At 47.5% G+C, this 24,461-nt stretch carries 17 protein-coding genes and 2 pseudogenes; 8 read left to right on the top strand and 11 right to left on the bottom strand.

Features of this window, described 5'->3' with window-relative positions; all coding sequences use genetic code 11:
* Positions 1–33 precede the first annotated feature (33 nt).
* From PCO85_08075 to PCO85_08050, 6 genes and pseudogenes are all read right to left on the bottom strand, one after another.
* Positions 34–1,236 (bottom strand): IS256 family transposase, encoded by a 1,203-nt coding sequence (locus PCO85_08075; protein ID WJV55343.1) that lies wholly within the window; start codon positions 1,234–1,236, stop codon positions 34–36.
* A gap of 203 nt (positions 1,237–1,439) precedes the next feature.
* Positions 1,440–1,910 carry a GNAT family N-acetyltransferase gene (locus PCO85_08070; GenBank protein WJV55342.1) on the bottom strand — a complete coding sequence of 157 codons (471 nt, stop codon included), beginning with the start codon at positions 1,908–1,910 and terminating at the stop codon, positions 1,440–1,442.
* 121 nt (positions 1,911–2,031) lie between these two features.
* A pseudogene (locus PCO85_08065) lies at positions 2,032–3,201 on the bottom strand (IS110 family transposase).
* A 438-nt stretch (positions 3,202–3,639) separates the two neighbouring features.
* Positions 3,640–4,848: an MFS transporter gene (locus tag PCO85_08060; GenBank protein ID WJV55341.1), complete on the bottom strand. Its 1,209-nt coding sequence runs from the start codon at positions 4,846–4,848 to the stop codon at positions 3,640–3,642.
* A 270-nt stretch (positions 4,849–5,118) separates the two neighbouring features.
* A complete protein-coding gene (locus PCO85_08055; protein ID WJV55340.1) occupies positions 5,119–6,066 on the bottom strand; it encodes a thioesterase domain-containing protein in 948 nt (315 codons plus the stop codon).
* Between the two features lie 45 nt (positions 6,067–6,111).
* Entirely contained in the window at positions 6,112–7,647 is a 1,536-nt protein-coding gene (locus PCO85_08050) for an IS3 family transposase (protein ID WJV55339.1), read from the bottom strand.
* A gap of 486 nt (positions 7,648–8,133) precedes the next feature.
* On the opposite strand from PCO85_08050, the gene PCO85_08045 reads away from it, so the two are divergent.
* Genes PCO85_08045 through asnB form a run of 6 tightly spaced genes read left to right on the top strand, consistent with a single transcriptional unit; the run spans position 8,134 to position 13,317 of the window.
* The gene (locus tag PCO85_08045; GenBank protein WJV55338.1) at positions 8,134–8,313 is read left to right on the top strand and encodes a hypothetical protein; all 180 of its coding nucleotides are present in this window, start codon (positions 8,134–8,136) and stop codon (positions 8,311–8,313) included.
* Between the two features lie 9 nt (positions 8,314–8,322).
* Positions 8,323–9,060: an isocitrate lyase/phosphoenolpyruvate mutase family protein gene (locus PCO85_08040; GenBank protein ID WJV56033.1), complete on the top strand. Its 738-nt coding sequence runs from the start codon at positions 8,323–8,325 to the stop codon at positions 9,058–9,060.
* Between the two features lie 18 nt (positions 9,061–9,078).
* Positions 9,079–10,203 (top strand): phosphonopyruvate decarboxylase, encoded by a 1,125-nt coding sequence (aepY, locus tag PCO85_08035; GenBank protein WJV55337.1) that lies wholly within the window; start codon positions 9,079–9,081, stop codon positions 10,201–10,203.
* Positions 10,204–10,216: 13 nt separating this feature from the next.
* Positions 10,217–11,209, top strand: coding sequence for an AfsA-related hotdog domain-containing protein (locus PCO85_08030; GenBank protein WJV55336.1), 993 nt, complete (start codon positions 10,217–10,219; stop codon positions 11,207–11,209).
* Positions 11,206–11,475 (top strand): acyl carrier protein, encoded by a 270-nt coding sequence (locus PCO85_08025; protein WJV55335.1) that lies wholly within the window; start codon positions 11,206–11,208, stop codon positions 11,473–11,475. The genes PCO85_08030 and PCO85_08025 overlap by 4 nt, the downstream gene beginning before the upstream one ends.
* A gap of 3 nt (positions 11,476–11,478) precedes the next feature.
* Entirely contained in the window at positions 11,479–13,317 is a 1,839-nt protein-coding gene (gene asnB / locus PCO85_08020) for an asparagine synthase (glutamine-hydrolyzing) (protein WJV55334.1), read from the top strand.
* A 29-nt stretch (positions 13,318–13,346) separates the two neighbouring features.
* Here asnB and PCO85_08015 read toward each other — a convergent pair whose 3' ends face one another.
* Together PCO85_08015 and PCO85_08010 are read right to left on the bottom strand one after the other, a co-directional pair.
* Positions 13,347–14,477 (bottom strand): MFS transporter, encoded by a 1,131-nt coding sequence (locus PCO85_08015; protein WJV55333.1) that lies wholly within the window; start codon positions 14,475–14,477, stop codon positions 13,347–13,349.
* A gap of 536 nt (positions 14,478–15,013) precedes the next feature.
* The gene (locus PCO85_08010; protein ID WJV55332.1) at positions 15,014–19,465 is read right to left on the bottom strand and encodes a DUF3320 domain-containing protein; all 4,452 of its coding nucleotides are present in this window, start codon (positions 19,463–19,465) and stop codon (positions 15,014–15,016) included.
* 149 nt (positions 19,466–19,614) lie between these two features.
* On the opposite strand from PCO85_08010, the gene PCO85_08005 reads away from it, so the two are divergent.
* A protein-coding gene (locus PCO85_08005) for an IS3 family transposase (GenBank protein ID WJV55331.1) occupies positions 19,615–21,149 on the top strand; the annotation gives its coding sequence in 2 pieces (ribosomal slippage) (positions 19,615–20,371 and positions 20,371–21,149; 1,536 coding nt in all).
* A gap of 58 nt (positions 21,150–21,207) precedes the next feature.
* Complete coding sequence (locus PCO85_08000; protein WJV55330.1) at positions 21,208–21,519, top strand: hypothetical protein; 312 nt, start codon at positions 21,208–21,210, stop codon at positions 21,517–21,519.
* Positions 21,520–21,563: 44 nt separating this feature from the next.
* On the opposite strand, the pseudogene PCO85_07995 reads toward PCO85_08000, so the two are convergent.
* From PCO85_07995 to istA, 3 genes and pseudogenes are all read right to left on the bottom strand, one after another.
* Positions 21,564–21,797, bottom strand: a pseudogene (locus PCO85_07995) (transposase).
* A gap of 211 nt (positions 21,798–22,008) precedes the next feature.
* Positions 22,009–22,764, bottom strand: coding sequence for an IS21-like element helper ATPase IstB (gene istB, locus PCO85_07990; protein ID WJV55329.1), 756 nt, complete (start codon positions 22,762–22,764; stop codon positions 22,009–22,011).
* A gap of 24 nt (positions 22,765–22,788) precedes the next feature.
* Entirely contained in the window at positions 22,789–24,324 is a 1,536-nt protein-coding gene (istA, locus tag PCO85_07985) for an IS21 family transposase (GenBank protein ID WJV55328.1), read from the bottom strand.
* Between the last annotated feature and the right edge of the window lie 137 nt (positions 24,325–24,461).

Raw genomic sequence — 24,461 nt, 5'->3', positions numbered from 1 at the left:
GAGCGTTCAGAATTCTGTGTCACGTTAAAAACTCTATAGCGTTATCACACTATTCAGTCGTCCTTCAAAATAAATGGCTAACTGCGACAATGTCAAATTCCAGTTCTGGATCGGCATTGTCCATTTCTCCCGTGCATTCATCAGTCCCAGATAAAGCAGTTTCAACAGGCTGTTTTCATTCGGAAAAGCGCCTTTGGTTTTGGTCAGTTTCCTGAACTGACGGTGCACCGATTCTATCGCGTTGGTTGTGTAGATCACTTTGCGTATGTTAGCCGGGTAGCGGAAGTACGCTGACAGGTTTTCCCACTTGCGCCGCCATGACTGGAGCACCACCGGATATTGCTGACCCCATTTGGCCTCCAGCTCATCCAGTGCCGTTTCTGCGGCTTCTTTTGACACCGCACGATACACCGGCTTCAGGTCGGCCATGAAGGCTTTATGGTGCTTTGAGGCCACGTATTTAATCGAGTTGCGTATCTGGTGAATAACGCACAACTGCACCTCTGTCTGCGGATAAATGCTGTTTATCGCCTCCGGGAACCCAGTCAGTCCGTCCACGCAGGCTATCAGGATGTCTTCAACGCCACGGTTTTGCAGATCGCTTAATACAGATAGCCAGAAGTTTGCCCCTTCGCTTTCCGACAGATACAGACCCAGAACTTCTTTTTTGCCTTCCAGATTCAGCGCCAGCACAGTGTAAACGGCTTTGCTCTGGTAACGGCCATCCTCGCGGATTTTATAGTGAATGGCGTCCAGCCAGACGAAAGGATAAACTTTCTCCAGCGGGCGCTGTTGCCACTGTTTTAACTCAGGAATGACTTTATCGGTGACGGCACTGATGGTGGCGGTAGACACGCTGAATGCGTATAAATCTTCAATCTCCCGGCTGATATCCTGGTAACTCATCCCCAGCGCAAACAGACGAATGATTTTGCGCTCGATCTCATCGGACAGTGTGGTCTGATGCTTTTTCACCAGTTGAGGCTCAAAAGTGCCATTACGATCGCGCGGAGTCGTCAGTTCGAAGCTGCCGGTCGGGGCTTTAATGGTTTTTTTACCAGAGCCGTTTTTACGGTTGGCTTCCACATCTGAAGCCAAATGGGAGTCAAGTTCCGCAGACAGGGCTGCTTCAGTTAACTGTTTGATTAACGGGGTTAAGATGCCATCTTTGCCGGTCAGGGACTGACCGGACTGTAGCGCTTTCAGGGCTTTGTCAAAATCAAAGGGCTGGGACATTTGTCATTCCTTTTTGATGATATATTACTGGAATGACACGGAATTTCTAACACTCCCCAAAGCTGCCCACGGCTACGACCAAGGGCAGCTTTGAGAGCGGACCTTGCTCATACGGTTTATAGGCAGTTCAGAGTTATCTAAAATACTCTTGAGCTGCCCTGTTAAATCCGTACGCTTTACCAAGAGCCATAGATAATTTAAGTTTAGAGTTCAATGGACATATCCATGCAGCGTAAGTCTGTCTGGGCAAGTCTTGATGGACAGATACTTTCCTTGATAAACATAAAACCATGCTTTTCATAAAATGTTTTCGCATTTGGCGTTGAGGACAAAGTCAATTGTTTCAACCCTCTTTTAAGAGCCTCACCTTTAATCGTTTCAATAATCATGCTGGCCAAACCTTTACCAAAATAATCTGGTAATGTAAAAATAGCCTCGACGCTTCCAGATGAAAGATCCAAATATCCCGTTGCAACTAGCCCTGTATCCGCTATATCAACAACAAAGAAAGGATTTTCCGTTATTACCTTTCTGTAATTTTCAGGCATAGTTTCAGGCGTCCAGGCTTCGAGCACAATAGCGCTATAACTGGACTTACATCCCTCCCGGATGGAAAGATTTCTGATATTCCAACATTTCTCTGCTTCCTCAGGTACAGCAAGTCTGATCTTCATTTTTTCTTCCGTTTTGTCTCTATCAACTATGTTGATTTATCATAAAATGGCTTTGTCTCAACATCCGTCATCACCCAAAAAGCAATGTCCGCTTCACGCCCTGAGACATTCGACAAGCTTTTTATGGCCTAAGTAAAGACGAGTGTCGCTCTTCCAATGCCAGCAAATATTTCGCTTCGTCGTAGCGGGTTCTAGTCTTCCAGCAGCGGTAAATGATCCTTATCCATTTAAACGCCAGAGCCCGGATAGCTGAGTGATGCGATTTCCCTTTTTCTCGCTGGCTCTGGTAATAAAGTCTGGCCCAGTATGATGAGTTAACCGTCTTCGCAGCCCATTCAACAAAGGTCTGCCTGACAAACTTAGCACATTGCCATCGCCAGTGAACCCAGGATTTCTGGCCACTTCGTTCTGTCACCGGTGCAATACCTGCGTAGTTTTGAATTTCTTCAGCGCTGTTAAACCGGTCACGGTTATCACCAAGTGCAGCAAGCATCCGTGGGCCCATACACGGCCCCATGCCCGGAAGTGATTTGAACAGCCCCCGCATCTGGCAATGTGTCAAACAGCGTTTCGATTCGCTCATCATAGGTTTTGATGATTTCACTCACGACTTTAATTTGTGTCGCCAGTGCTGTTGCCATCAAAGCATTAGCCTCTATAACACTCGGGTCTGTAGTCAATGGGATCGCGTTATCAATACTCGCAACACGTTGCTCGGTAAGGACCATTGCACGGCCACCTTTGGCATTCAGAAAGTTGCGGATCGTGTCGCGCCTGGCACGTTTCAGTTGTTGCAGACTGGGCCACCGTGTAATTAGTTCACACAACAGTAAACTCCCCCCGGTGTGAGAACCACTCCAGGGGCTGAGGATAATATTGTTTAAGTGTGTTGATTATCCGATTCACAAAGCGGCGTTTATCTTCAACCAGCTGACGACGTTGCTCAACTAACTGTTGAAGCAACCGGATATCCGCATTGTCGGGTTCAATGGCTTTTATCTTTTTGGGATAGCGTAGCATTAGTTCTAACGCTAACTCAGCATCTTGCGGATCATCCTTCGCGCCGCCGGGCCAGAAGGTCTACCGATAGTGGTCAGTGATAACGCGTGTACTGGATAAACGGTTATAAAGGGATATTTCTGAAGAGCGTACACCACCGGACCTTTATTCAACTCAACAGAGACCGCGATCTTGCCTTTCACCTGCTTGTGTAGGACTTTCAGCCAGGTATCAAGCGGTTCGGTGTATGTTCAATCACATGGAATACGCGTTCACCGTTTTTAAATTGCACACAGGCATCGTGTTTTTTATCTGCCTAGTCCAAACCAATATGAGCAGCAAACTGATCTATCGCAGTCATCACCAACTCCTTTTTATCGGGGATTCGTACGCATTCCACGCTCTTCGAAAGAAATATAGTCAGCAGTTTTTCTGCATGCCCTGAGTATTCGTTAGCGAACGTGGAGCACTTACTGGCTCGAAAGCAAAGCGGCAATCATCAAATCACATGATTCTGGCACAATATTCGTAACCAATAAGCGCATACCCTGAATCACTTAAAAGTGTAACTCTCAGAGTGTGAATGACTATATTGGCACCAAACCGCCCATAGGAGGACCTCGTTCAGTCATGAGCGAAGAGCGTAACACCGGAACTAAGCCGCGCCTCAAAGTGCGTGAACCTGTTTAATGGGAAAAGATCATGGGCAGAGCGCACCGCACGATGCATTTTACCGGAAGGTCAGCACTTCGTGCGTCTCGGACGCGGCACGAAGTGTACGAAAACCGATAAGCACGACCATCACCATGACGAGCCCCGCGACGATGGGCACACCGAAGCCTGCCCGTGCGCCAAAGGCGTCGATAATCCGGCCCGAAAGTGCGCTGCCGAGCGCAACGCCAATACTGATGCCGGTCGTCATCCATGTCAGTCCTTCAGTGAGCTTGGACGGTGGAACAATGATGGTGCCAAGATTCATGACGACGACCATTGTCGGCGCGAAGGATAAGCTTGCCACAAAGACCATTCCCGTCATGATATAAACATCCGGTGAGAGAATGGGCAATATCGCTGTTACTGCCGTGACCAGTATCCCTATAAGGAACTGCCTCTCAAGCGGTAAGGTAATCCTGAACGCACCGAAAGCCAGGCCAGAGATCACCGAGCCGAACGCGTAGGCGGCAAGGATGAAACTGGCGGCCGTTGGCCAATGTTGTGCGTTGGCGAAGGCCACGACGGCCACATCGATTGAACCTCCAATCACACCCATCGCCATAAGCGCCAGAAAGATGATACGAAGACCGGGGATACGCAAGGTCGAGCTTCCGATCCCCCTGCCGCTGCTGACCACCTTCGGTTCCGTCTGCCGTTGTAAAAGAAAGGCGGTCATGCCAATCACCAGCAGCAAGACGGCAGCCAGAGGTCCTGCTTCGGCAAAGACGCTCGTGCTCAAGGCAATGGCCAGTACTGGGCCAACAATATAGGACAGCTCTGTTAGAGCAGTATCGAGGGAAAAGGCCGTGTGCAATTGCGGCTTGCCTCGGAAAAGCTCTGTCCAGCGCGCCCTTATCATGGCCGGCATGTTCGGCATCGTGCCGGCCAGTGCAGCAAGAATAAAAAGGAATGGAGCAGCGACTTTCATATAGGCTGCAATCAGCAGCGCCAGCAGCATGACAATGCTGAAGGCGGTAATAACCGGAAGAACTCTGCTCTGGCCGTGCCGGTCAACAAATTTCGACACGTGCGGGCCGATAAGCGCGTTTGCTAACGTAAATGTGGCTGCGACCGAGCCCGCCAGCCAATAAAGACCACGCTGCTCCGCCAACATGGTAATGATGCCGATGCCGATCATCGCCTGTGGCAGGCGCACAATAAAACTCGCGAACACCAATCCCATCACTCCAGGGGTTGTCAGCATTTCGCGATAGGAATTAGCCATGATATCTCCAATTTGTATTCCGGCGCCGGGTCACATTCCGCTGATATGTTGATTTATGGCATCATTTTGAGCAACGCCTAAATTTTACCTATGGTCTTCTTTTGAAAAGCAATTTACCACTATAACATTATGTTATTTGAATCCATTTCTGGATATATTTCCCGCTGCTGGCAGCGGGGGGTCTATTTACGAACCATATCAAATGGGTAATAGCGAATTTTGCACCGGCGCCCCTTATGAGTAAGTGAACGGCGCGCGCAATGCTCACTCTCAATCACCATTGAGTTTTAAGAGTGCGCGATTGAATGCCTCAGCCAGCTGCTTACGATGGTCGATGTCAGTCATCATCGATAGATGTCCACCGAGAATGGAAACAGAATGAATATTCAAATCAGGTAATGCATCTTTCCACCCACCGACCATATCAATCGGCGGCAGATTAACGTTCTCGCGATCGGCCGCGTAAAACTGATAGAGCGGGATCTGAATTGGCAATCGCATTGGCTTATAGCCACCCGCAAGTTGTGCAAAGCGATAAATTGATCTCCATTTGGCGGTGTCCAGCAAGAGGTCTGCATTAGAATCATAGCCCCCTAGACCCTGCGCTTTTTTTATCAGTTCTTCAAATTCGGTATCATCAATATCCCTAATTAAAATATCTAATTTATGGTGCTCAGCTTCGGAAGCCATTGCTTTCGCATGTGCAATAAAATCCAGTTTAATGTTTTGATTTTTGTACGTTAACTTATTGGGCGCGGGTACATCAATGAAACCTAAAAACTCAACGTAGGCGTCTTTATCCATAAGCGAATGGGCGAGGGCATAAGCGAGTATCCCGCCTGAAGAATACCCGGCGATTCTATAGGGGCCGTTGGGCTGAATTGTCTGGATGACGGGAAGCATTCTCTCAGCCATAGTTTCCAGCGTGAGGGGAGAAGGTTCACCAATAGCCGACCACGGCAGCACGTAGATTGGGCAGCTTACTCGGAGATATTGCGCCAGAGAAATAACATACGAATAATCACCTAATCCTGAGGGAACAAAAAAGATGGGTGGTTCGGTTCCCCCAAGACGCACCGGGATAGCCCTCGTATGCGGTCCCAATGGAGACTGTGCGATTTGCAAAGCAAAATTAGCCAATCGCGGGTGTTCAAAAATCTTGTTTAATGAGCAATCAAAACCGCAGTTCCTGATCCTCTGCATCAACTGCAAAGCCATGAGAGAATGACCGCCGAGGGGGTGCGGATGTTTTCTTGGACGGTTTTATTGCGCGATGCCGAGTTGTCGACGGTACATTTCCGGGCTGAGTGCTCCCAGCGACAACTTGATGCGATGTTCGTTATACCATCGTATATAGGCATCAACATGCTGCATAAAGTGCTCAGGTGTCACGCCTGACCACTCATGACCATAGTACATTTCCGTTTTCAGGCGACCAAAGAATCCTTCACAGGCCGCATTATCCGGTGAACAGCCTTTACGGGACATCGAACGGATAAGACTGGCAGCATTCACACGCTTAAGCCAGCCTGGCCAGCGGTAATGCCCGCCTCGATCGCTATGGATTATTGGTCGTTCGCCTGCGGTTAATGTGCTGATTGCACCATCCAGCATGGTATTCGCCAGTTCTGCATCCGGGCGTGTACCCAACGACCAGCTCACAACTTTACCATCGAAGCAGTCGATTACAGGTGACAACCATACTTTGCCTGACGGCAGCTGGAACTCCGTGATATCTGTCAGCCATTTTTGATTAGGCTGTTCCGCGTTAAAGTCTCTGGCGAGAAGATTGTCAGGTGCCGGGCCGATTTCTCCGCAGTATGAGCTGTAGCGGCGCCGACGGTTTCGACTGACCACAAGCTGTTCTTCCACCATAAGTCTGCGTACAACCTTCTCAGAGAGTCGCTGGCCTTTGTGCCGTAGCATAGCGTGCAGACGGCGATAGCCATAACAACGATAGTTACCGTTGAAGATCTCTGTTATTGCGATACGTACGGTCGCGTATTTATCTCCCGAGCGCAGAGCTGTCCGGTGGTAAAAAAAACTGCTCCGTGCAAGTTCAAGGACTCGCAGCAGCTCTGTCAACGGGTACGAGCCTCTCAGGACATCAGCGATCTGCGTCTTTTCCCTGTTTGTCAGAGTGCTGACGCTGATGCCCGGGTCTTTTTTTATGATTTCCTCCGCTTTTTTCAGGATATCGAGCTCCATCTGCTGTCGACGTATCTCCTGATTAAGTCGGTTAACTTCTTCGCGCAGAGTGTCGCGCTCTTCCGTAAGAGACGGCTTTTCATGTTTGCGCATGGACTGGTAAGCCTCATCGCCGATGATTTCATCTTTCCATTTGTACAATACCGTGCGACTGATGCCAACGTTCATGGCGATTTCTCTGGCAGGTACATGCCGTGTACAAAGCGCCATGACAGCCTGACGTTTCACCTCAGGTTCAAAAGGTGCATTTTGATTGATCGTACTGGTGAAAATAAGCCGTCTGCCGGGATGACGTTCATTAACCCAGCGAGCCAATACATCACAGCAGGGATAACCAAGAGTCCTGCTGGTAAACGCCAGGCAGCAGCCATGGTTAAGATAATGTTCAACAGCAGCCTGCTTTTGCACATCAGAGTAACGAGGCTTACGGAGTATGGATTTTGTAGCACCGTCACTCGCTTCCCATAAACGGATCCAGCGTCGTAGATTTCTTTTAGAGGGGTAACCCAGTTCACGAACTACAGGAGCCAGTTTTCTGCCGTATTTAAAGTAAAGTTCAATTGCGCGGAGCCGTTCTGCTTCGGTAAACATTATTTATCTCCTGAGAGTCCAGGAAATCGTCCGCACCCCCAAAACGGCCATAAATCTTGGCGTTGACACCTCAAAAGCGCGGTGAAAAAGGCCGATCGCTATGAGCCTGTCATCAATGAACTTAGGTGATAAATTAACGAATCAATATTTATCCGCGGACAACATTTCAATTGTCCAGTCCATATCAACTAAATTAATCGTTTAAATGCCTCGCCTTCAATGGGATTGTCTGCCTTTTCCACCTTCTCGTGGCCACAGCGATTTCTAGCTCAAATCGAAACAAATCAGGCTCTAAGAGCGAATATCAATTGAAACAAAAAGTGTCATATCAGAAGTTTTACAGATGGGTGACATGAGCTGTTCAGCGCATGCAGGCGATTCTTGAAGATTGTCACTTAAGTTAAATACAACAAATATAATTTCGTCATAAAAAGGAAACAAAAAGAGATAACATTAATATCCTTTAATAATAAAGGGCGTATTTACATGAGTGAAAAATTCAGTTTCCCACAAAGGACAGTTCATGAAACAGGATCCGGTTCGCCGTTAAGCAATGCCTCAAAACTAAAAGAGTTACTTTTCAGCAAAGAGCTCTCATTCATTATGGAAGCTCATAATGGTCTGTCCGCAAAAATTGTAGAGGAAGAAGGTTTCAAAGCCGTGTGAGCTTCTGGACTGTCTATTTCAACTTCACTTGGCCTCAGAGATCGCAATGAAGTTTCGTGGACGCAGGTAGTCGATGTTCTTGAGTATATGGCGGATGGTATCAATATCCCGATCCTAGTTGATGGTGATACAGGTCATGGGGACTTTAATAATGTCCGTCGTTTTGTAAAGAAACTCGGGCAAAGAAAAATAGGCGGAGTATGTATTGAAGATAAGCAATTTCCAAAAACTAATTCGTTCCTTGGTGAAAATCAGGAACTAACTTCTATTCCTGATTTCACAGGAAAAATAAAAGCAGCCGTTGATACGCGCGATGACAACAACTTCTGCATTGTTGCCAGAACAGAGGCACTCATTTCAGGTCTCGGCATGGCTGAGACACTCAAACGCGCAGAGGCTTACCAGGCAGCCGGTGCAGACGCTATTCTTGTACATTCAAAGAAAAGCACGGCAGATGAAATCTCTGCTTTTATGAAGGAATGGGATAATCGCTGCCCTATTGTGATCGTCCCAACAAAATACTTCGATACTCCTGTCAGTCTTTTCGAGGAAATTGGTGTTTCAACGGTCATATGGGCGAATCATAATCTCCGCTCAGCGATTACCTCCATGCGTGAAACAACTCGTCTAATATACAGGGAAAAGTCTATTAACGCGATTGAACACAGCATAGCAAGCCTTGATGAGGTGTTTTCACTGGTGAATATGGCCGAAATAGACGCTGCCGAGAAAAAATATTCGGCTTAATCATGGAAGATTAACAAAATGAAAGTAAAAGGATCCACATTATTTCAGGTGCTGTCTCAATCAGGATGTATTTTTTATACAGGTGTACCTGATAGTGTATTGGCCGGATTTATTGAAGCCATTGAACAGGCTCATCAAGACGAGCGAGTACAGCATATCGTCGCTGCAAATGAAGGAAACGCCATTGCTATGGCAGCAGGGAAGTGGCTGGCTACGGGTGAAATATCTGTTGTATATATGCAAAATTCAGGCCTCGGTAATGCAATTAACCCCCTTATGTCTTTATCCCATGATGATGTGTACCGCATCCCAATGCTTCTGATTATTGGCTGGCGGGGGCATAATGGCAGGGATGAACCCCAGCATCTTCCTCAGGGCAGAGCAACACCCACCATGTTAGAAATCATGGATATTAAGACTATGGTCCTTGAAGGGGGTGACTCTATTGGGGAAGTCATTACCGCTGCTCTAACACATTGTCGTGAACATAATTCAATCACCGCCATCCTGATCCCCCGGGAGGGATTGGAACCATTGCCTGTTCCGGAGGTGAGTGGGAAAAGTGCACGGCCTTACCGGGGCGAGGTGCTGGAGAAGATCCTGAAACACCTGCCGGAAAATGACATTATTGTTAGTTCCACTGGATTTATTTCACGTGAAATACTTGATTTATGCCGCAAGGAAAATAAAAGTACAGACGGAATTTTTATGAATGTGGGAGCGATGGGCCATACCTCATCGCTTGCTCTAGGTATTTCGCTTGCGCTTCCGGGCAGAACAGTTTGGTGTATTGAGGGGGATGGTAGTTTTCTTATGCACCTTGGTGCGGCTGCCACAATTGGTAATTTATCGCCTCATAATTTAAAACACATTGTCCTGGATAATGGTATCCATGCCTCGGTGGGAGGAATAAGGCACTGTGCTTCAGCACTTTCTCTGTCTGGGCTGGCCTCATGTTTTGGATACGCACGTACAGCCGAAATTACAACACTTGAGGATCTCGACACAGTCTTTACCACCGATATCAATCAGGTTCCTGAGCTCTTAATTATCAGGATCGCCGAAAAGCCAGATACGCTGATGAGACCTGACAAAACGCTGATTGAGTTCAGGGATCGCTTTATACAAAACTTGAGACATTAATCAGGGACGGATTATGCGAAATTCCCTTTCTTATGAGCAGCCTTTACCTCGTAAACTGGTTCACAAATGGTCTCCGGAACAAATTCTGCTTACTGATTGTATTCAGACCGGGGAAGATGAATTTCATCTCGGAGCTATTTTGCCTCGAACTCATGTACTCTATTGCGAAAATTATCTTCAAAATGACGAGCCCGATATTCAGTGTCTCGTTGAAATCTGCCGGCAGGCATGCTTTGTCACGGCCCATCGTTTCTATTCCGTACCTGTAAGCACTCCTTCATTTCAGTTCTTATTTCAGAAGCTGAGCGCTCACCTCAGTAAGAGTTCTTTGATGCTCTATTCATCGAATTCACCGGTGAAGAACCCGGTTGAACTCGATGTGAAATGCACTGTGATGGATAAACGAAAACGGGGTAGCGGCTATTCTGGATTAAGCTGGGTATTTAATCTTTACGATGTTGCCAGCAGCACTGAGATTGCCACCATACATATCAAACAGACCTGGATTGAAAAGCCTGTCTGGCTGAAATACAGGGATATTATGCGAATGGACAGAGGGCTGCCTGCTGATAACATGTTGCCCACTCCTGAAGTTAGTGATGTCCTTAGCGGACGGGTAAAACGGCAGGACAGGCGCAATATACTGATACGTCGCGCACGCGCTGAAGGCGGCGGTTTTATCGCTGAGATGGAGGCGGATGCGCGTCATCCAGGTTTCTTCGATCACGCAATTGATCACATCTACGCAATGGTTCAACTGGAAGCGAGCAGGCAGTTTATTTTTTTCATGCTGACAGAAACCCAGTTTAACAGCACTGATGATTTTATGATCACAGGCTGTGTCTCTGAATACCTGTCCGTTGCCGAGTTTGACGTACCCGTAAAGCTGGCTGGCCGGAAGGTGGAACATCCAACGGACATTGTGTTTTCAGTCAGCATGATGCAACAGAACAGAAAAGTGTCTGAATTTACCCTCACTGTGGCCAATAAAAAGGATCTCCAATGAAGACTCCAGAACTCGCTGATATTGTAGCACTTCTTGCAGAAACGGGTGACCAGGATGATAGCGTCCAGGCCGAGTTAACAGTGAGTGAAGCTGACAAAAGTCTTGAAGAATTGGGCTTCGATTCCCTTGCGCTGTTTAACTTCGCCATTTTAGTTGACAAAAAATATGGCGTGCATCTTTCGTTTGACGAGCTGATGGGCTATAGCACCATAACCAGTCTCTTTGAAGCTATTCATCATGTTTACATCAGCAAAATACAGGGGTAATCCATGTGCGGAATTACCGGATGGTCCGACTTTAGTCTCGATTTACAGGCTCATAGAACAATTATTGATGGCATGACCGATTCCCTTTCATCACGTGGTCCGGATGACCGTGGAACATGGTTCGAGAAAAACATTGCTTTCGGGCACCGGCGGCTATCAATACTTGATCTGGAACATGGGCAACAACCCATGTTTTTCCATGAGAATGGCAGACCTGTTTTCGCGATGGTGTTTTGTGGAGAAATTTATAATTTTAAAACTTTGCGCACAGAAATGGAGCGAGAGGGATACTCTTTTCGTACACGAACTGACAGTGAGGTATTGCTTGCCATGTACCATCGCTATCGGGATGATATGTTTCCGCTACTGCAGGGCATGTTTGCCGTTGCAATCTGGGACATCCGTAATAATGAACTGATACTTGGCAGAGACCGTCTTGGCATCAAGCCTCTTTATTATTATCTCAAAGAAAAAGGGCTAATCTTCGGATCTGAACCTAAAGCCCTTCTCAAAAACCCGTATTGTGAGCGGGTTATTGGCTGTGATGAGCTGCGCGAAATACTGGATATGGTGAAAACGCCGGGGAAAACAGCCTACAGGGGAATGAAGGAATTGCGTCCCGGTGAAATTATGAAGTTCAACATCCATGGCGTTCACACAAAAAAGTACTGGTCGCTAAGTACCGCCCCCCATCTGGATACTCCAGAACAAACCCGAGAAAAAGTCACCTGGCTTCTTGATCAATCGATTCGCTCTCACCTTGTTTCAGATGTCCCCCTGAGTGCTCTGCTGTCAGGGGGACTCGATTCATCCATTATTGCGGTACAGGCGAACAAACATCTGAACCATAAGCTGATGACTTTCTCCATGGATTTTACCAGCAATTTATCTGACTTCAGGGCCGATGCAGTCCGCTCTTCTCCAGATGAAATGTATGCACGCGAGCTGGCCATGTTCGCAGATACAGCCCATGAATCTGTTTTGCTTAGTACTGAGGAAATGGCAGACGGGCCCGTAAGAAACAGAGTTCTGGAAGCTGTAGACTCACCGCCAGCTTACTGGGGAGACATGTGGCCATCTATGTATTTACTCTTCCGGCGTATAAAAGAAAAATCCAGTGTGGCACTGTCTGGAGAAGGTGCCGATGAAATCTTTGGAGGATATCGGTGGTTTCATAATCCCGCAGCCGTGACCGTAGAGACGTTCCCCTGGTTAACCCCCGGATCGTCACGTTATTTTGGTGGTGCAGGGTTGCTCGACGAGGGATTACTGCGTCAACTCCGCATTGAAGAATATCGTAAAGCCAATTATGAAGAAGCTGTAAATGAAATATCCTATCTGGAGGGCGAGTCTGAAGAAGATAAAAGAATGCGGCGTATCAGTTATCTGAATATTACGCGCTTTCTTCAGACCCTGCTTGACCGTAACGATCGCATGAGTATGGCTGCCGGTGTTGAAGTACGGGTCCCTTTCTGCGACCACCATCTGGTGGAATATGTTTATAACATCCCCTGGGGAATGAAGAATACACGGCCACAGGAGAAGGGACTTCTGAGGGATGCCACCCGACAGTGGCTTCCTGCATCAATTAATGACAGGGTTAAAAACCCCTATCCTGCAACACAGGATGGCGCTTACGAGGCTTCGCTGAGAAATGAAATTAAGCAAATTCTGAGGGATCGTAACAGCCCCATTTACCCTTATATTAATATTGAACGCATGTTAAAAAACAGCCAGCGAAAAGAATCAGATCTCAGCCTTCCTTATAACAGAGGGAGCATGGAGATGGTTATATCAATGAATAACTGGCTTCGACGCTATAATGTAAGTATTGAAGTATAATGATGGGGAAGCCTCCCCCACCTTTTATTTTATGTGCAACGAGGGGAAGCTTTAATAAACATAAGGATGATAGTTGCCATCATCAGAAACAAAGCAGCGAAAAAAAGAAGTGCTGATTGAGAGATGTGCTGTGAAGAAAAACCCGCAATTAGTGGTCCGATACCCGCACCAATATCTCGCCATATTGCATTGCCAGCCAAATCCGAAACGCGACGATCCTCTGAACTTTCGTCGGCCACAACAACAGGAACTAATGGAAGTTGTATTGCGCGCAAAATAAGAATGGCAATCGGTGCTATATATATCCATTCAAAACCGTAGAGAGTCAGAAAAAAACAGGTCGTAACAGAGAATCCGATGAGTATTTTTTTTGCACCAAACCGGAATGCTAAATACCCGCCTACTGGACTGAAAAAAAACTCAAAAGCATAGCGGGACGCCATTATCAAACAGGCAATGATGACAGCATCTGCATGATCGGTATAACTGAAAACAGCGGCCAGACTGAAGATGAATAGACCATCTATAACCACACCTTCAGCGAATGACCAGAAAGAAATTGCCGAAGGCAGCGATACGGATTTTTTCTTAGCAAATCCTTCATATTTTGTAGTTTTGACATAAAAAGACATAGCTACAGCAATCATAGAAATGATGGTGAGGAAAAGGTATGCTTGTTGAATACCATAAAGCCAGACGATAACGGAACAAACAGGGAGAAGAAACATTTGGCCGGATGAAATAATCGAACGGGATGAACCCGCAACTTTACTACGATTATGCTGGTCTGATGTTGCTGTGGCCTGAGTAGACAGGTTCAAACCGGCAAATGACAGCCCCCATAATATGCGGACGATAAATAACAATGCAAAACCCTTTAAATACATATAACCAAGACAGCAAAATAAAGTTCCAACAGAGGATAGCTGGCAAATAAATCTGTCACCACATCGATTGTAAATTTTAACTACATAACTGTAACCGAATATCCTTATAATCCTATTGGCGGAAAGAAGTATGCCTGCTTCTGCCAAAGAAACCTCGAAAAAACTATGAAACATAGGCAGCAATATATAAATCAGCGTGTCACCTGGCCCACAACATGCAAGAATTAATGCGGTCTTTTTAAAGTCAGGCAATTTTTCCATCCTGCGAAACATCAGTAATCTCCTTTATTAAGATGCTTATATTGTATGGAATTATTTATTGAAAATCCTGCATGTATCAGGGCTTTCATAAAATCTTCATGAAAGAAGATTATGTATAGAGAACATTTAAATTTCGCAGAACAAATCATATGCAACCGCATCCTTAATTCGTTAAAAGAGCGTGCTGAAGGATTAAAACCTGTAGGTGTTATGCTAGCGGGCTCCGGTCAGATGGACACAGATCTGATCGTACAGTTACAGCAAATGGTGAGGATGTCGCTGGTATCAATAACCATTCGCTCAGACTTCGCAAAGTGTTTCGAAGCACTCAGGGTCGGAGGGTACACCGAACAGGACTGGAAAGTTTCAGCACAAACGAGCAGTATGCCGAAGCCTGCAGAAATAATAAAATCGCCATCGGTGACGACATAGACTTGCTACTCTCCGGCAATCACGTTGAGGTGGTAATTGATGCAACGGGTCACCTGAAGTGGCACACTAAATTTGGCCACCTGAATAGAGGTGATATCATCACCTCATAGTCCAAATCATTCTGTAATTATTTCTTTATTCTCAACGATCAACGTATCTTCTTTTATAAGAGCGCCTTTAAAGAGAAGCTGTTCAATTACCTCTGAAATGACTTTACGTAAGGTTCCACTTGTTGCTTTAAATCCAAGAGATCTAGAAATAGACATAACTATCTCTTCTTCTGTTGCACCAAGGTTATTTTTTACAACCTTAATGATTCCCGTAGCTATTTCCTGATGAGGCAGCATCTCAGTTTTACGCAGTCCCGATGACTGAACATTCTGTCGATTCCGTAAAATAATCTTTGATTTCTGATGTATTAAAAATTGACCATCCTGAAAAATATCATCTTTATTACATACTAGATTAATGGCCCTGTTAACAACGGCCTCGATTCTGGCTCCAGCACGTTGCAATCCCCAGGCAGTTCGTAATCTGGTTATAACCTCACTCACATGTACCGGGGACTCAACCTCAACAATCTGTTCAATCATTTCACTAAGAATACCCAGAGGAGTTTCATGCAATTCGTAACTCATATTAACGGACGGAGTAGCCTCCACATAGGCATTCTCAGATTCGTTTGGAATATCCGAATCGACAAGTCCAATCTCAACGACAGGTCCCCTGTCGACAGTAACGATTTCAACAGGGACTGCTCGCGCGCTCTGTCGTAATTGTTCACCTCGTTCTGATAGCTCTTTTTTGGCAGATTCTATGGCCTGAAGTGTGCGCTCCATCTGTTCTTCGGGCCGATGGAACCAATCAGTACTCCAGATACGATGGATAATCCACCCATGATCTTCAAGTACAGCCTGACGCAAGCGATCGCGCTCTCGCGCAGAGCGTGATGAGTGATAAGCACATCCATCGCACTCAATACCAATCAAGTATCGCCCTGGCATATCTGGATCAGCGATAGCTAAGTCTATAAAGAATCCAGCGATACCGACCTGAGGATGAACCTGATAACCGGCTTTCTGAAGCGCGTCAGCAACCTGCTCTTCAAATACACTATCCATTTTTCTTTCAGAACGCTGCGCCAAGGATATCCGCCCGGTACGGGCATACTGCAGGAAGAGTTTAAAAGCAAATACACCTTTACCCTTTGCTCGTTCCAGATCGATATCTTTATCTGTGATTGAAGCGAAAACTTCGCAACGCCGTTTGGCTCGGCTGATTAACACATTTAACCTCCGTTCGCCCCCCTCAAACCCCAAGGGACCGAAACGCATCGCCATGTATCCCTGTGCATTCCTAGCATAGCCGACAGATATCATGATGACATCACGTTCATCACCCTGTACGTTCTCAAGGTTTTTAACAAAGAAAGGCTCACTAGGATGCGCATTGAAAAAATCTTCTAAATAGGGGTTCAGGCGACGCAATAGTTCAAGTTCATCCTGAATAACCTTGCGTTGGGAAACAGAGAATGTTGCAACACCAAGCGACTGTTCAGGATATTTACGTGCATGTTCCATGATTGCTTTAGCAACAACTTTCGCTTCTACCGTATTAGTTCCCTTGCCACCTGACTCAAACACACCATCAGGGATGTGATGGAATTGCAGACCCATACCAGCTTCCTGAGTGTAAGGGCTCGGTACGATAAAGAGTTTATTTTCATAGAACTGACTATTGGAGACAGCAATCAATGATTGATGGCGGCTGCGATAGTGCCATCTCAACATACGTTGAGGCAACCCTCTAGCGATAAATAAACCAAGAACACTCTCGATATCAGCAACCTGAGATATTTCATCATCGTCATCATTAGCAGCAGACTCTGTCATTTTAGCGAAGAATCGCGTAGGCGGGAGTTGGCGTTCATCCCCAACAACTACAACCTGCTTGCAACGGGTAATTGCACCAATCGCATCAACTGGTTGTATCTGGCTCGCTTCATCCATGACCAAAAGGTCGAACTTTTGTTTACCGGGAATGAGGAATTGGGCGACGGATAACGGACTCATCATCATTACTGGTTTTAATGCCTGAATAGCAACGCCAGCCTTCAGCATTAACTGACGTATCGGCAAATGACCTCTCTTCTTCACCATTTCCGAACGCAGAACACCTACAGGACCGACTCCACCGCTCTTGGATGGGATTTGTCTATGGTGGGCACGTACAACCTCAAGGCTAGCGGCTTTGATACGTTTAAGGTCAAGCTCTGCAAATCCTGTAACCTGCCGAGAGTGAAGTTCGCCATCAAAACGAACCAGTTCAGGTTCTTCGAGAACCATGATTTTAAGTAACGACTCAAAATAGGTACGCTCTACGGCAGAGATCGAAGAATCTACCGAAATCTCTCCACTGGCGAGTTTTTTTACAACTTCAGATAATCCATATTTTTGAGCCTGAGCAATACGATGCTGATACGCAACCCACTTAGATAGCTGTTCTGCACTCGCAACCCATGTTTGAAGTTTCTCGCACGCAACCGATATTTTTAATTCATCAAATGTCGATCCGAAAAGGTTTTTGATAGGCCCTTTTAATTCCTTCGCTATTTGTTCCAGTTCATTGACTATCTTTTGGCTGAACTGGTAAGTTTCTCGTACAATTTGGGCAGTTTTGGCTCTGTTTGTAAGTTTTGCAGCAACGAAACGTAATGCACTATTATTTTCTAACCAACAACAGGCCTGACTCAGGTATTCCCAGTCAGATAACAACTCTTTCCACTGCCCGTCAAAAGCACTCTCAGCAAGAGGGGTTTCCGCACGTAGTTCCGCAATGAGTTTCTGTAACTCAATCATTCGGGTGACTAACTGGCAACGTTCATCTATACGTGCAGGCGGTTTCACCATTACACGGGTGCATTGTTCATCGAGTTTTATAAGATGTTGAATTTTTTGTTCAATGAACATTAATGAAACACGGGTGACAGATATCTGGTTAGTAAAGTGCTCTTCAGGTGATAGACCAAATGCACTCCAGAGTATATCCAATTGGGCCCGAACCTGTTGCAGTAGCTGGTTCAATTGTTGCGCACGGAGTTTCACACCCTCTCGGTCAACAAGTCGGCTGGCTAATAGCCGAGCTTCAGCCCCTACACCACGGAGCGTTCTCATCCATTCAACTAATGCCATTAAAGAAGAGCTGTCACTTTTTTCACCGCGCCAATCGCTACCGAAGGCAGAATGACCAAAATCATTACCTTCCTGAATTTTTTTCCTCTCGCCTTGCGCTCTAATTAGCTCGTCCAGCAACAGCACCTGCTGGTCAACAGGTAGAGACCGATCTCGCAGTAAAGAACCAACGAGTGCTTTCGCTTTTCTCCAGTTTCCATTCAGGTAGCGGAAAAGGCCAGTATGGCTCGCAAGAAGATTCCTGGCCTCCAGAACATCTGTACTCCAGGCAACCTCATTGATTTTGGGCTTAAGAGATTCGTTAGCGATTCTGAAAGAGGCAATCGACTCAACCAATTCAGCTGCTTTCTCAACACCATGGTCCCAGACTGAGGCAATAAAGGCGTCAGGACTGGCGTTAGGTGCTGCTGCAATTCTTTCGCCCAGTGCGATAAGACGTTCTATTTCTTGAACAGTGCTGTACCCTTCCTGAGTACCTAGTTCTTCATGTAAGCGGGCTGCATCAAGGTATAACTTAGCTAAGGGTTTTGACAGAGAACGAGCAGCGGAAAAACCGTTAACATGAAAATCCTGAGGAAGTTTTGCCAGTGCATCTTCCAGTTCGCTAACTGGAGTTTCGATTTCTTCAGCTACTATATCTGGCTCAAGATTCAAGCGGGTTTGCTGATACTGCTTGCCCAACGCAATAAGACTTTTAATCGCAAGAGTGTTGCCATGCCAAACAGCTGAGGTAAGAGCTTTCACTGATAAGTCAGGGGCTTTATTGATGCATTCAGAAACCTGAACTAATTTCCCAATGGATAAGAACGTCTCCGGCATAGGAGTCACAGCAAGTTCACCAGACAGGCTTGCGACATCGTTTGTAAGGCGTACAACATCTTCTTTAAGTTCTTGCAGACGTGGGATTAGTTTTTCTACATCCATAGGTAAGATCTGCTCAAGACCAACACCATTCCACGGATGCTGATCAGGCAAACCAATATCTCGGATGCGATCAACAATCTCTTTTACGAGATCAATGCGTTTCTCAAGATCATTGACATTCCATTGTTCAAAATTTCCGAGACTGAAATCAGTCGGAGCTTGGCCTAACTGGCGTAACCGGACAAGATGCCCCATTACCTGATAGGGAGAGAAAGTGGAAGGATAATATATCTTGTGCAACCTTGCGGAATGCTCGTTAAGTTTATCTCGAGCATCCGTTAAGTTTTCAACCAGTGTATCTGGAAATTCACCCCTTGGGGATCCTAGCTCCCAGACCCTCTTTAATTCCTCCAGGAAAACCCTTTTGTTCGCTTTATTACTATGCAACTCTAAACATGCGTCGCCAACACCTGCATGGTCGAGACGACGTTTCACCACCTCAAGTGCAGCCATTTTTTCTGCGACGAATAAGACCGTTTTGCCGTCAGCTACTGCAGAAGCAATTACGTTCGCAATCGTTTGAGATTTACCTGTGTTAGCGCCAATGATATAAGACTGTAATGGGGGTGCGGACGATTTCCTGGACTCTCAGGTGATAAATAATGTTTACCGAAGCAGAACGGCTCCGCGCAATTGAACTTTACTTTAAATACGGCAGAAAACTGGCTCCTGTAGTTCGTGAACTGGGTTACCCCTCTAAAAGAAATCTACGACGCTGGATCCGTTTATGGGAAGCGAGTGACGGTGCTACAAAATCCATACTCCGTAAGCCTCGTTACTCTGATGTGCAAAAGCAGGCTGCTGTTGAACATTATCTTAACCATGGCTGCTGCCTGGCGTTTACCAGCAGGACTCTTGGTTATCCCTGCTGTGATGTATTGGCTCGCTGGGTTAATGAACGTCATCCCGGCAGACGGCTTATTTTCACCAGTACGATCAATCAAAATGCACCTTTTGAACCTGAGGTGAAACGTCAGGCTGTCATGGCGCTTTGTACACGGCATGTACCTGCCAGAGAAATCGCCATGAACGTTGGCATCAGTCGCACGGTATTGTACAAATGGAAAGATGAAATCATCGGCGATGAGGCTTACCAGTCCATGCGCAAACATGAAAAGCCGTCTCTTACGGAAGAGCTCGACACTCTGCGCGAAGAAGTTAACCGACTTAATCAGGAGATACGTCGACAGCAGATGGAGCTCGATATCCTGAAAAAAGCGGAGGAAATCATAAAAAAAGACCCGGGCATCAGCGTCAGCACTCTGACAAACAGGGAAAAGACGCAGATCGCTGATGTCCTGAGAGGCTCGTACCCGTTGACAGAGCTGCTGCGAGTCCTTGAACTTGCACGGAGCAGTTTTTTTACCACCGGACAGCTCTGCGCTCGGGAGATAAATACGCGACCGTACGTATCGCAATAACAGAGATCTTCAACGGTAACTATCGTTGTTATGGCTATCGCCGTCTGCACGCTATGCTACGGCACAAAGGCCAGCGACTCTCTGAGAAGGTTGTACGCAGACTTATGGTGGAAGAACAGCTTGTGGTCAGTCGAAACCGTCGGCGCCGCTACAGCTCATACGGCGGAGAAATCGGCCCGGCACCTGACAATCTTCTCGCCAGAGACTTTAACGCGGAACAGCCTAATCAAAAATGGCTGACAGATATCACGGAGTTTCAGTTGCCGTCAGGCAAAGTATGGTTGTCACCTGTAATCGACTGCTTCGATGGTAAAGTTGTGAGCTGGTCGTTGGGTACACGCCCGGATGCAGAACTGGCGAATACCATGCTGGATGGTGCAATCAGCACATTAACCGCAGGCGAACGACCAATAATCCATAGCGATCGAGGCGGGTATTACCGCTGGCCAGGCTGGCTTAAGCGTGTGAATGCTGCCAGTCTTATCCGTTCGATGTCCCGTAAAGGCTGTTCACCGGATAATGCGGCTTGTGAAGGGTTCTTTGGTCGCCTGAAAACGGAAATGTACTATGGTCATGAGTGGTCAGGCGTGACACCTGAGCACTTTATGCAGCATGTTGATGCCTATATACGATGGTATAACGAACATCGCATCAAGTTGTCGCTGGGAGCACTCAGCCCGGAAATGTACCGTCGACAACTCGGCATCGCGCAATAAAACCGTCCAAGAAAACATCCGCATCCCCTATTAGTCCAACTTTCGCTGGAGAAGAACAATGATCGTAAGGACATGGCATGGATGTGTACCGCTTGAACACACTGAGGATTTCGCTGCACATCTTGATTTAACTGGTGTGAGGCATTCTCAGGAGATCGAGAGTAACAAAGGTGCTTTTGTAAAAAGAGTTACCCAAGGGAGCTGGGAACATTTTTTCCTTGCAACATATTGGGAATATATTGAGGCGGTTAAAGCTTTCGCGGGTGACGACTACCACGTAGCTGTCACCTACCTCGACGATGATAAATTTTGCTTATTGTCAGACCCCTATGTTTTTCAGCATGAAGTAGAAGTTATTCATCCACTTTGAGTAAATTAATAAGCGGCCTGGTTTTGGTTGCTTATTCCGCTCTTTCAATACCTCATATCCAGCTTTCCATAGTGGAACAACACGCCCAGTTTGTACCGTTCTTTATTCCTGAAGCCACGTGATTTTATTCTAAGCAGGCGGATTTTACTGCTCAGAGACTCCACATTACCGTTCGATACCCCGTTTTTCATTGCTGTCAGGATGCTGTAAAGGCGCTTTTCCACCATGCGAGCAACGCTGGCCATGAGAGGTATGCCAGTTTCTTTGACCATCGCCACCATAACTAACAATCACCGGTAAATATGTACGATTCTGCCATACTTTTATTTATGAATTCCGTTCCCCTCCACCGTTATTTTACAGTTCCTGGCACCCCGCTTGAAGCAGGATTGCGTATTCCGCTCTATTCGATCACGGATTGGCATCGAAGTTCGATCAGCGATTCTCATCCATTCGATCAGCCGGGAACTTAACTTTTCCTACTGCTTTTTAACCTGTTTTTTCGTCGCTTTCCACTCCCGGTTTATTTTTCCTCATTGACTCACCCTGGAGTGCCAGTCTGTGCGCGTTATGCACCAGCCTGTCCAGGATCGCATCTGCCGTTGTCGGGTTCTCCATCAGACCGTGCCACTTGTCTACTGGGAACTGGCTCACCACGATGGTACTGCTTTGTCCGTAGCGGTCTTCGATTATCTCCAACAGGTCGTTACATTGCGCGTTGCTCAGTGGCTCCAGACCCAGATCGTCCAGGATGAGCACCTGCGTTTTTTGCAGCTGTTTCAGGTGCTTCAGCCAGCTGCCGTCAACGCGACCCTGCGCCAGCATCTCCAGTAGCCGTCCCGTACGCCAGTACTGCACGCTGTGTTTCTGTCGGCATGCCTGCTCACCCAGCGCATTGGCTATCCAACTTTTTCCACACCCCGTCGGACCGGTGATCAACAGGCTTTTCTTGTGGGTGATGTAGTGACCGTTCAGCAGTTCCCGCATCTGCTCGGCCCGCAGACCCCGTGAGACCGGGTAATGCAGCCCCTCCGGGGCTGCCTGGTACTTCAGGTTGGCGCTTTTTCTCAGCCGCGCAACACGACCGTTTTCTCTGTTCAGCAACTCATCATCGGCCAGCAGGGTCAGCCGCTCCTCGAACGACAGCTCCTCGTAAGTCTGGGGCGTTTCTCGCTGGCGTATCAGCCCACCGGCCATCGCCGGGAGCTTCAGTTGGGTCAGTTTGTTTAACAGGTTATCGCTCATACAGTCGGTTCCTCTGGTTGTCAGTTAGTGGTAGTAGCCCGGGCCGCGCAGGTTTTCATGCTCAGGTGAGGTCACGGTGTGCTGCTCGCTCTGACGGGATAACGGCAGCTCCTGGTGCTCACGATGGTGACGCAGCAGGTTGTCGATAAAGCGTCTGTCCGGTGCGTTATAGTGCCAGGCGACGCAACTGGCTTTTTCCAGCCGCTCTTTTCCGTATTTTTTCTGCAGCGCGATCAGACCGAGTACCGCGCGGTAGGCCAGCTCCGGATGAGCCTTTGCTTTCAGCATGGCGTCAACCACCCTGCCGGTGAACGGGCCGATGCTGCATCCCATCTCGAGCAGTCGTTCCGGTGTCCAGGTTCCGTGCCCCCGGTGTTGAGCCGGCATATGCAGCGGATTGGTAGTGTGCTTATACTCATGCGAACTGCGCGGATGCTGCGCCACGCACTGCCCCTTGTGCCAGAGCTGAACCACCGTCTGACCTGCTTTCAGCGACAGGCGCTGACCGACCAGTTCGTGCGGAACCGAGTACCAGTGGCGGGCATATTCAACGTGGTAGTCAGGGCCGACCTTCACCGCTTTGTACTCCGTGTATTCATACGTCGCCAGAGGCAGCGGTGAGAGTGCCGGCGCATCCAGTATGCGGAAGCGCTCTGCGCGGGTCTGGTTGCCGTACCCTTTCATTGGCCGGTTATTCATGTCCGTCAGCAACTCCCGCAGGCGGGTATTCAGCGCCCTGAGCGTGTAGAAGGTTTCATTGCGGATGCGGGCAAGCAGCCATCTTTCGACGATGAGGACGCCGTTTTCTGCTTTCGGTTTGTCTTTCGGCTTATAGGGGCGGGTCGGGATAATAACGGTGCCGTAGTGCTCTGCCAGCGCCTGATAGCTGTCATTGATGACAGGCTCATAGCGATCGGCCTTTTTCACCGCGCTTTTGAGGTTATCGGGGATAAGCAGCTTCGGCACGCCGCCCAGGAAGGTCAGGCAGCGGCTGTTGGCGTTCAGCCAGGACATCATGTCCTGGCCTTCACACGCCTCAACGTAGGTGTAGTTGGATGCCCCCATCACGGCCACGAAGATGGCCACCCGGCGTATTTCTCCGGTATCCGGGTTGATGACGGGGAGCGTCGGGCCACAGAAGTCGATAAAGAGTTTTTCGCCGGCGCGGTGCTCCTGGCGCATAGAGAGGCGGCGCGTTTTTTTCCACTCCCGGTAGCAACGGCAGAAGTGGGAGTACCCCATCGCCAGCTCACCGGCCTGAGCCTTGTACTCCATCCACAGCAGCTGTCGCGTTACGCCAGGCTTTCTCATCTCAGTATCGAAGTGAAGCAGGTCAGGCATCACCAGTTCTGATGCAGAGGCACTTTTGGCCGGGAAGATGCGCTTTTCAAGGGCATCATGGGATATTGCTTCAGGGAGGGGCCATGGGAGAGACGTGGCTTTAAAGCGGGAGAGCACCTCAAAAACTGTTGATGCACTGATTTTCAGTGTCAGTGCGATGCAACGGTTGGTCAGCTTCTGGTCGAACTTAAGCTGAAGGATCTTAAAACAGGTTTCCATGGAACTCCTGGCTTTTCTCTTTTTGGACATCGATATCTCCATTGGCTTAAAACAGCAATGGAGACTGTGATGGAAAGAGTTAATTCCCGGAGTGAGCGACAGGATGCCAATCAGTGATCGGATGCGTGCCAAATCGT

Origin of the sequence: Prodigiosinella aquatilis (genome assembly GCA_030388725.1) — a bacterium.
Lineage (GTDB): Bacteria > Pseudomonadota > Gammaproteobacteria > Enterobacterales > Enterobacteriaceae > Prodigiosinella > Prodigiosinella aquatilis.
Note: the sequence above shows the minus strand (reverse complement) of the source record. Positions and strands in the feature narration are given on the sequence as shown.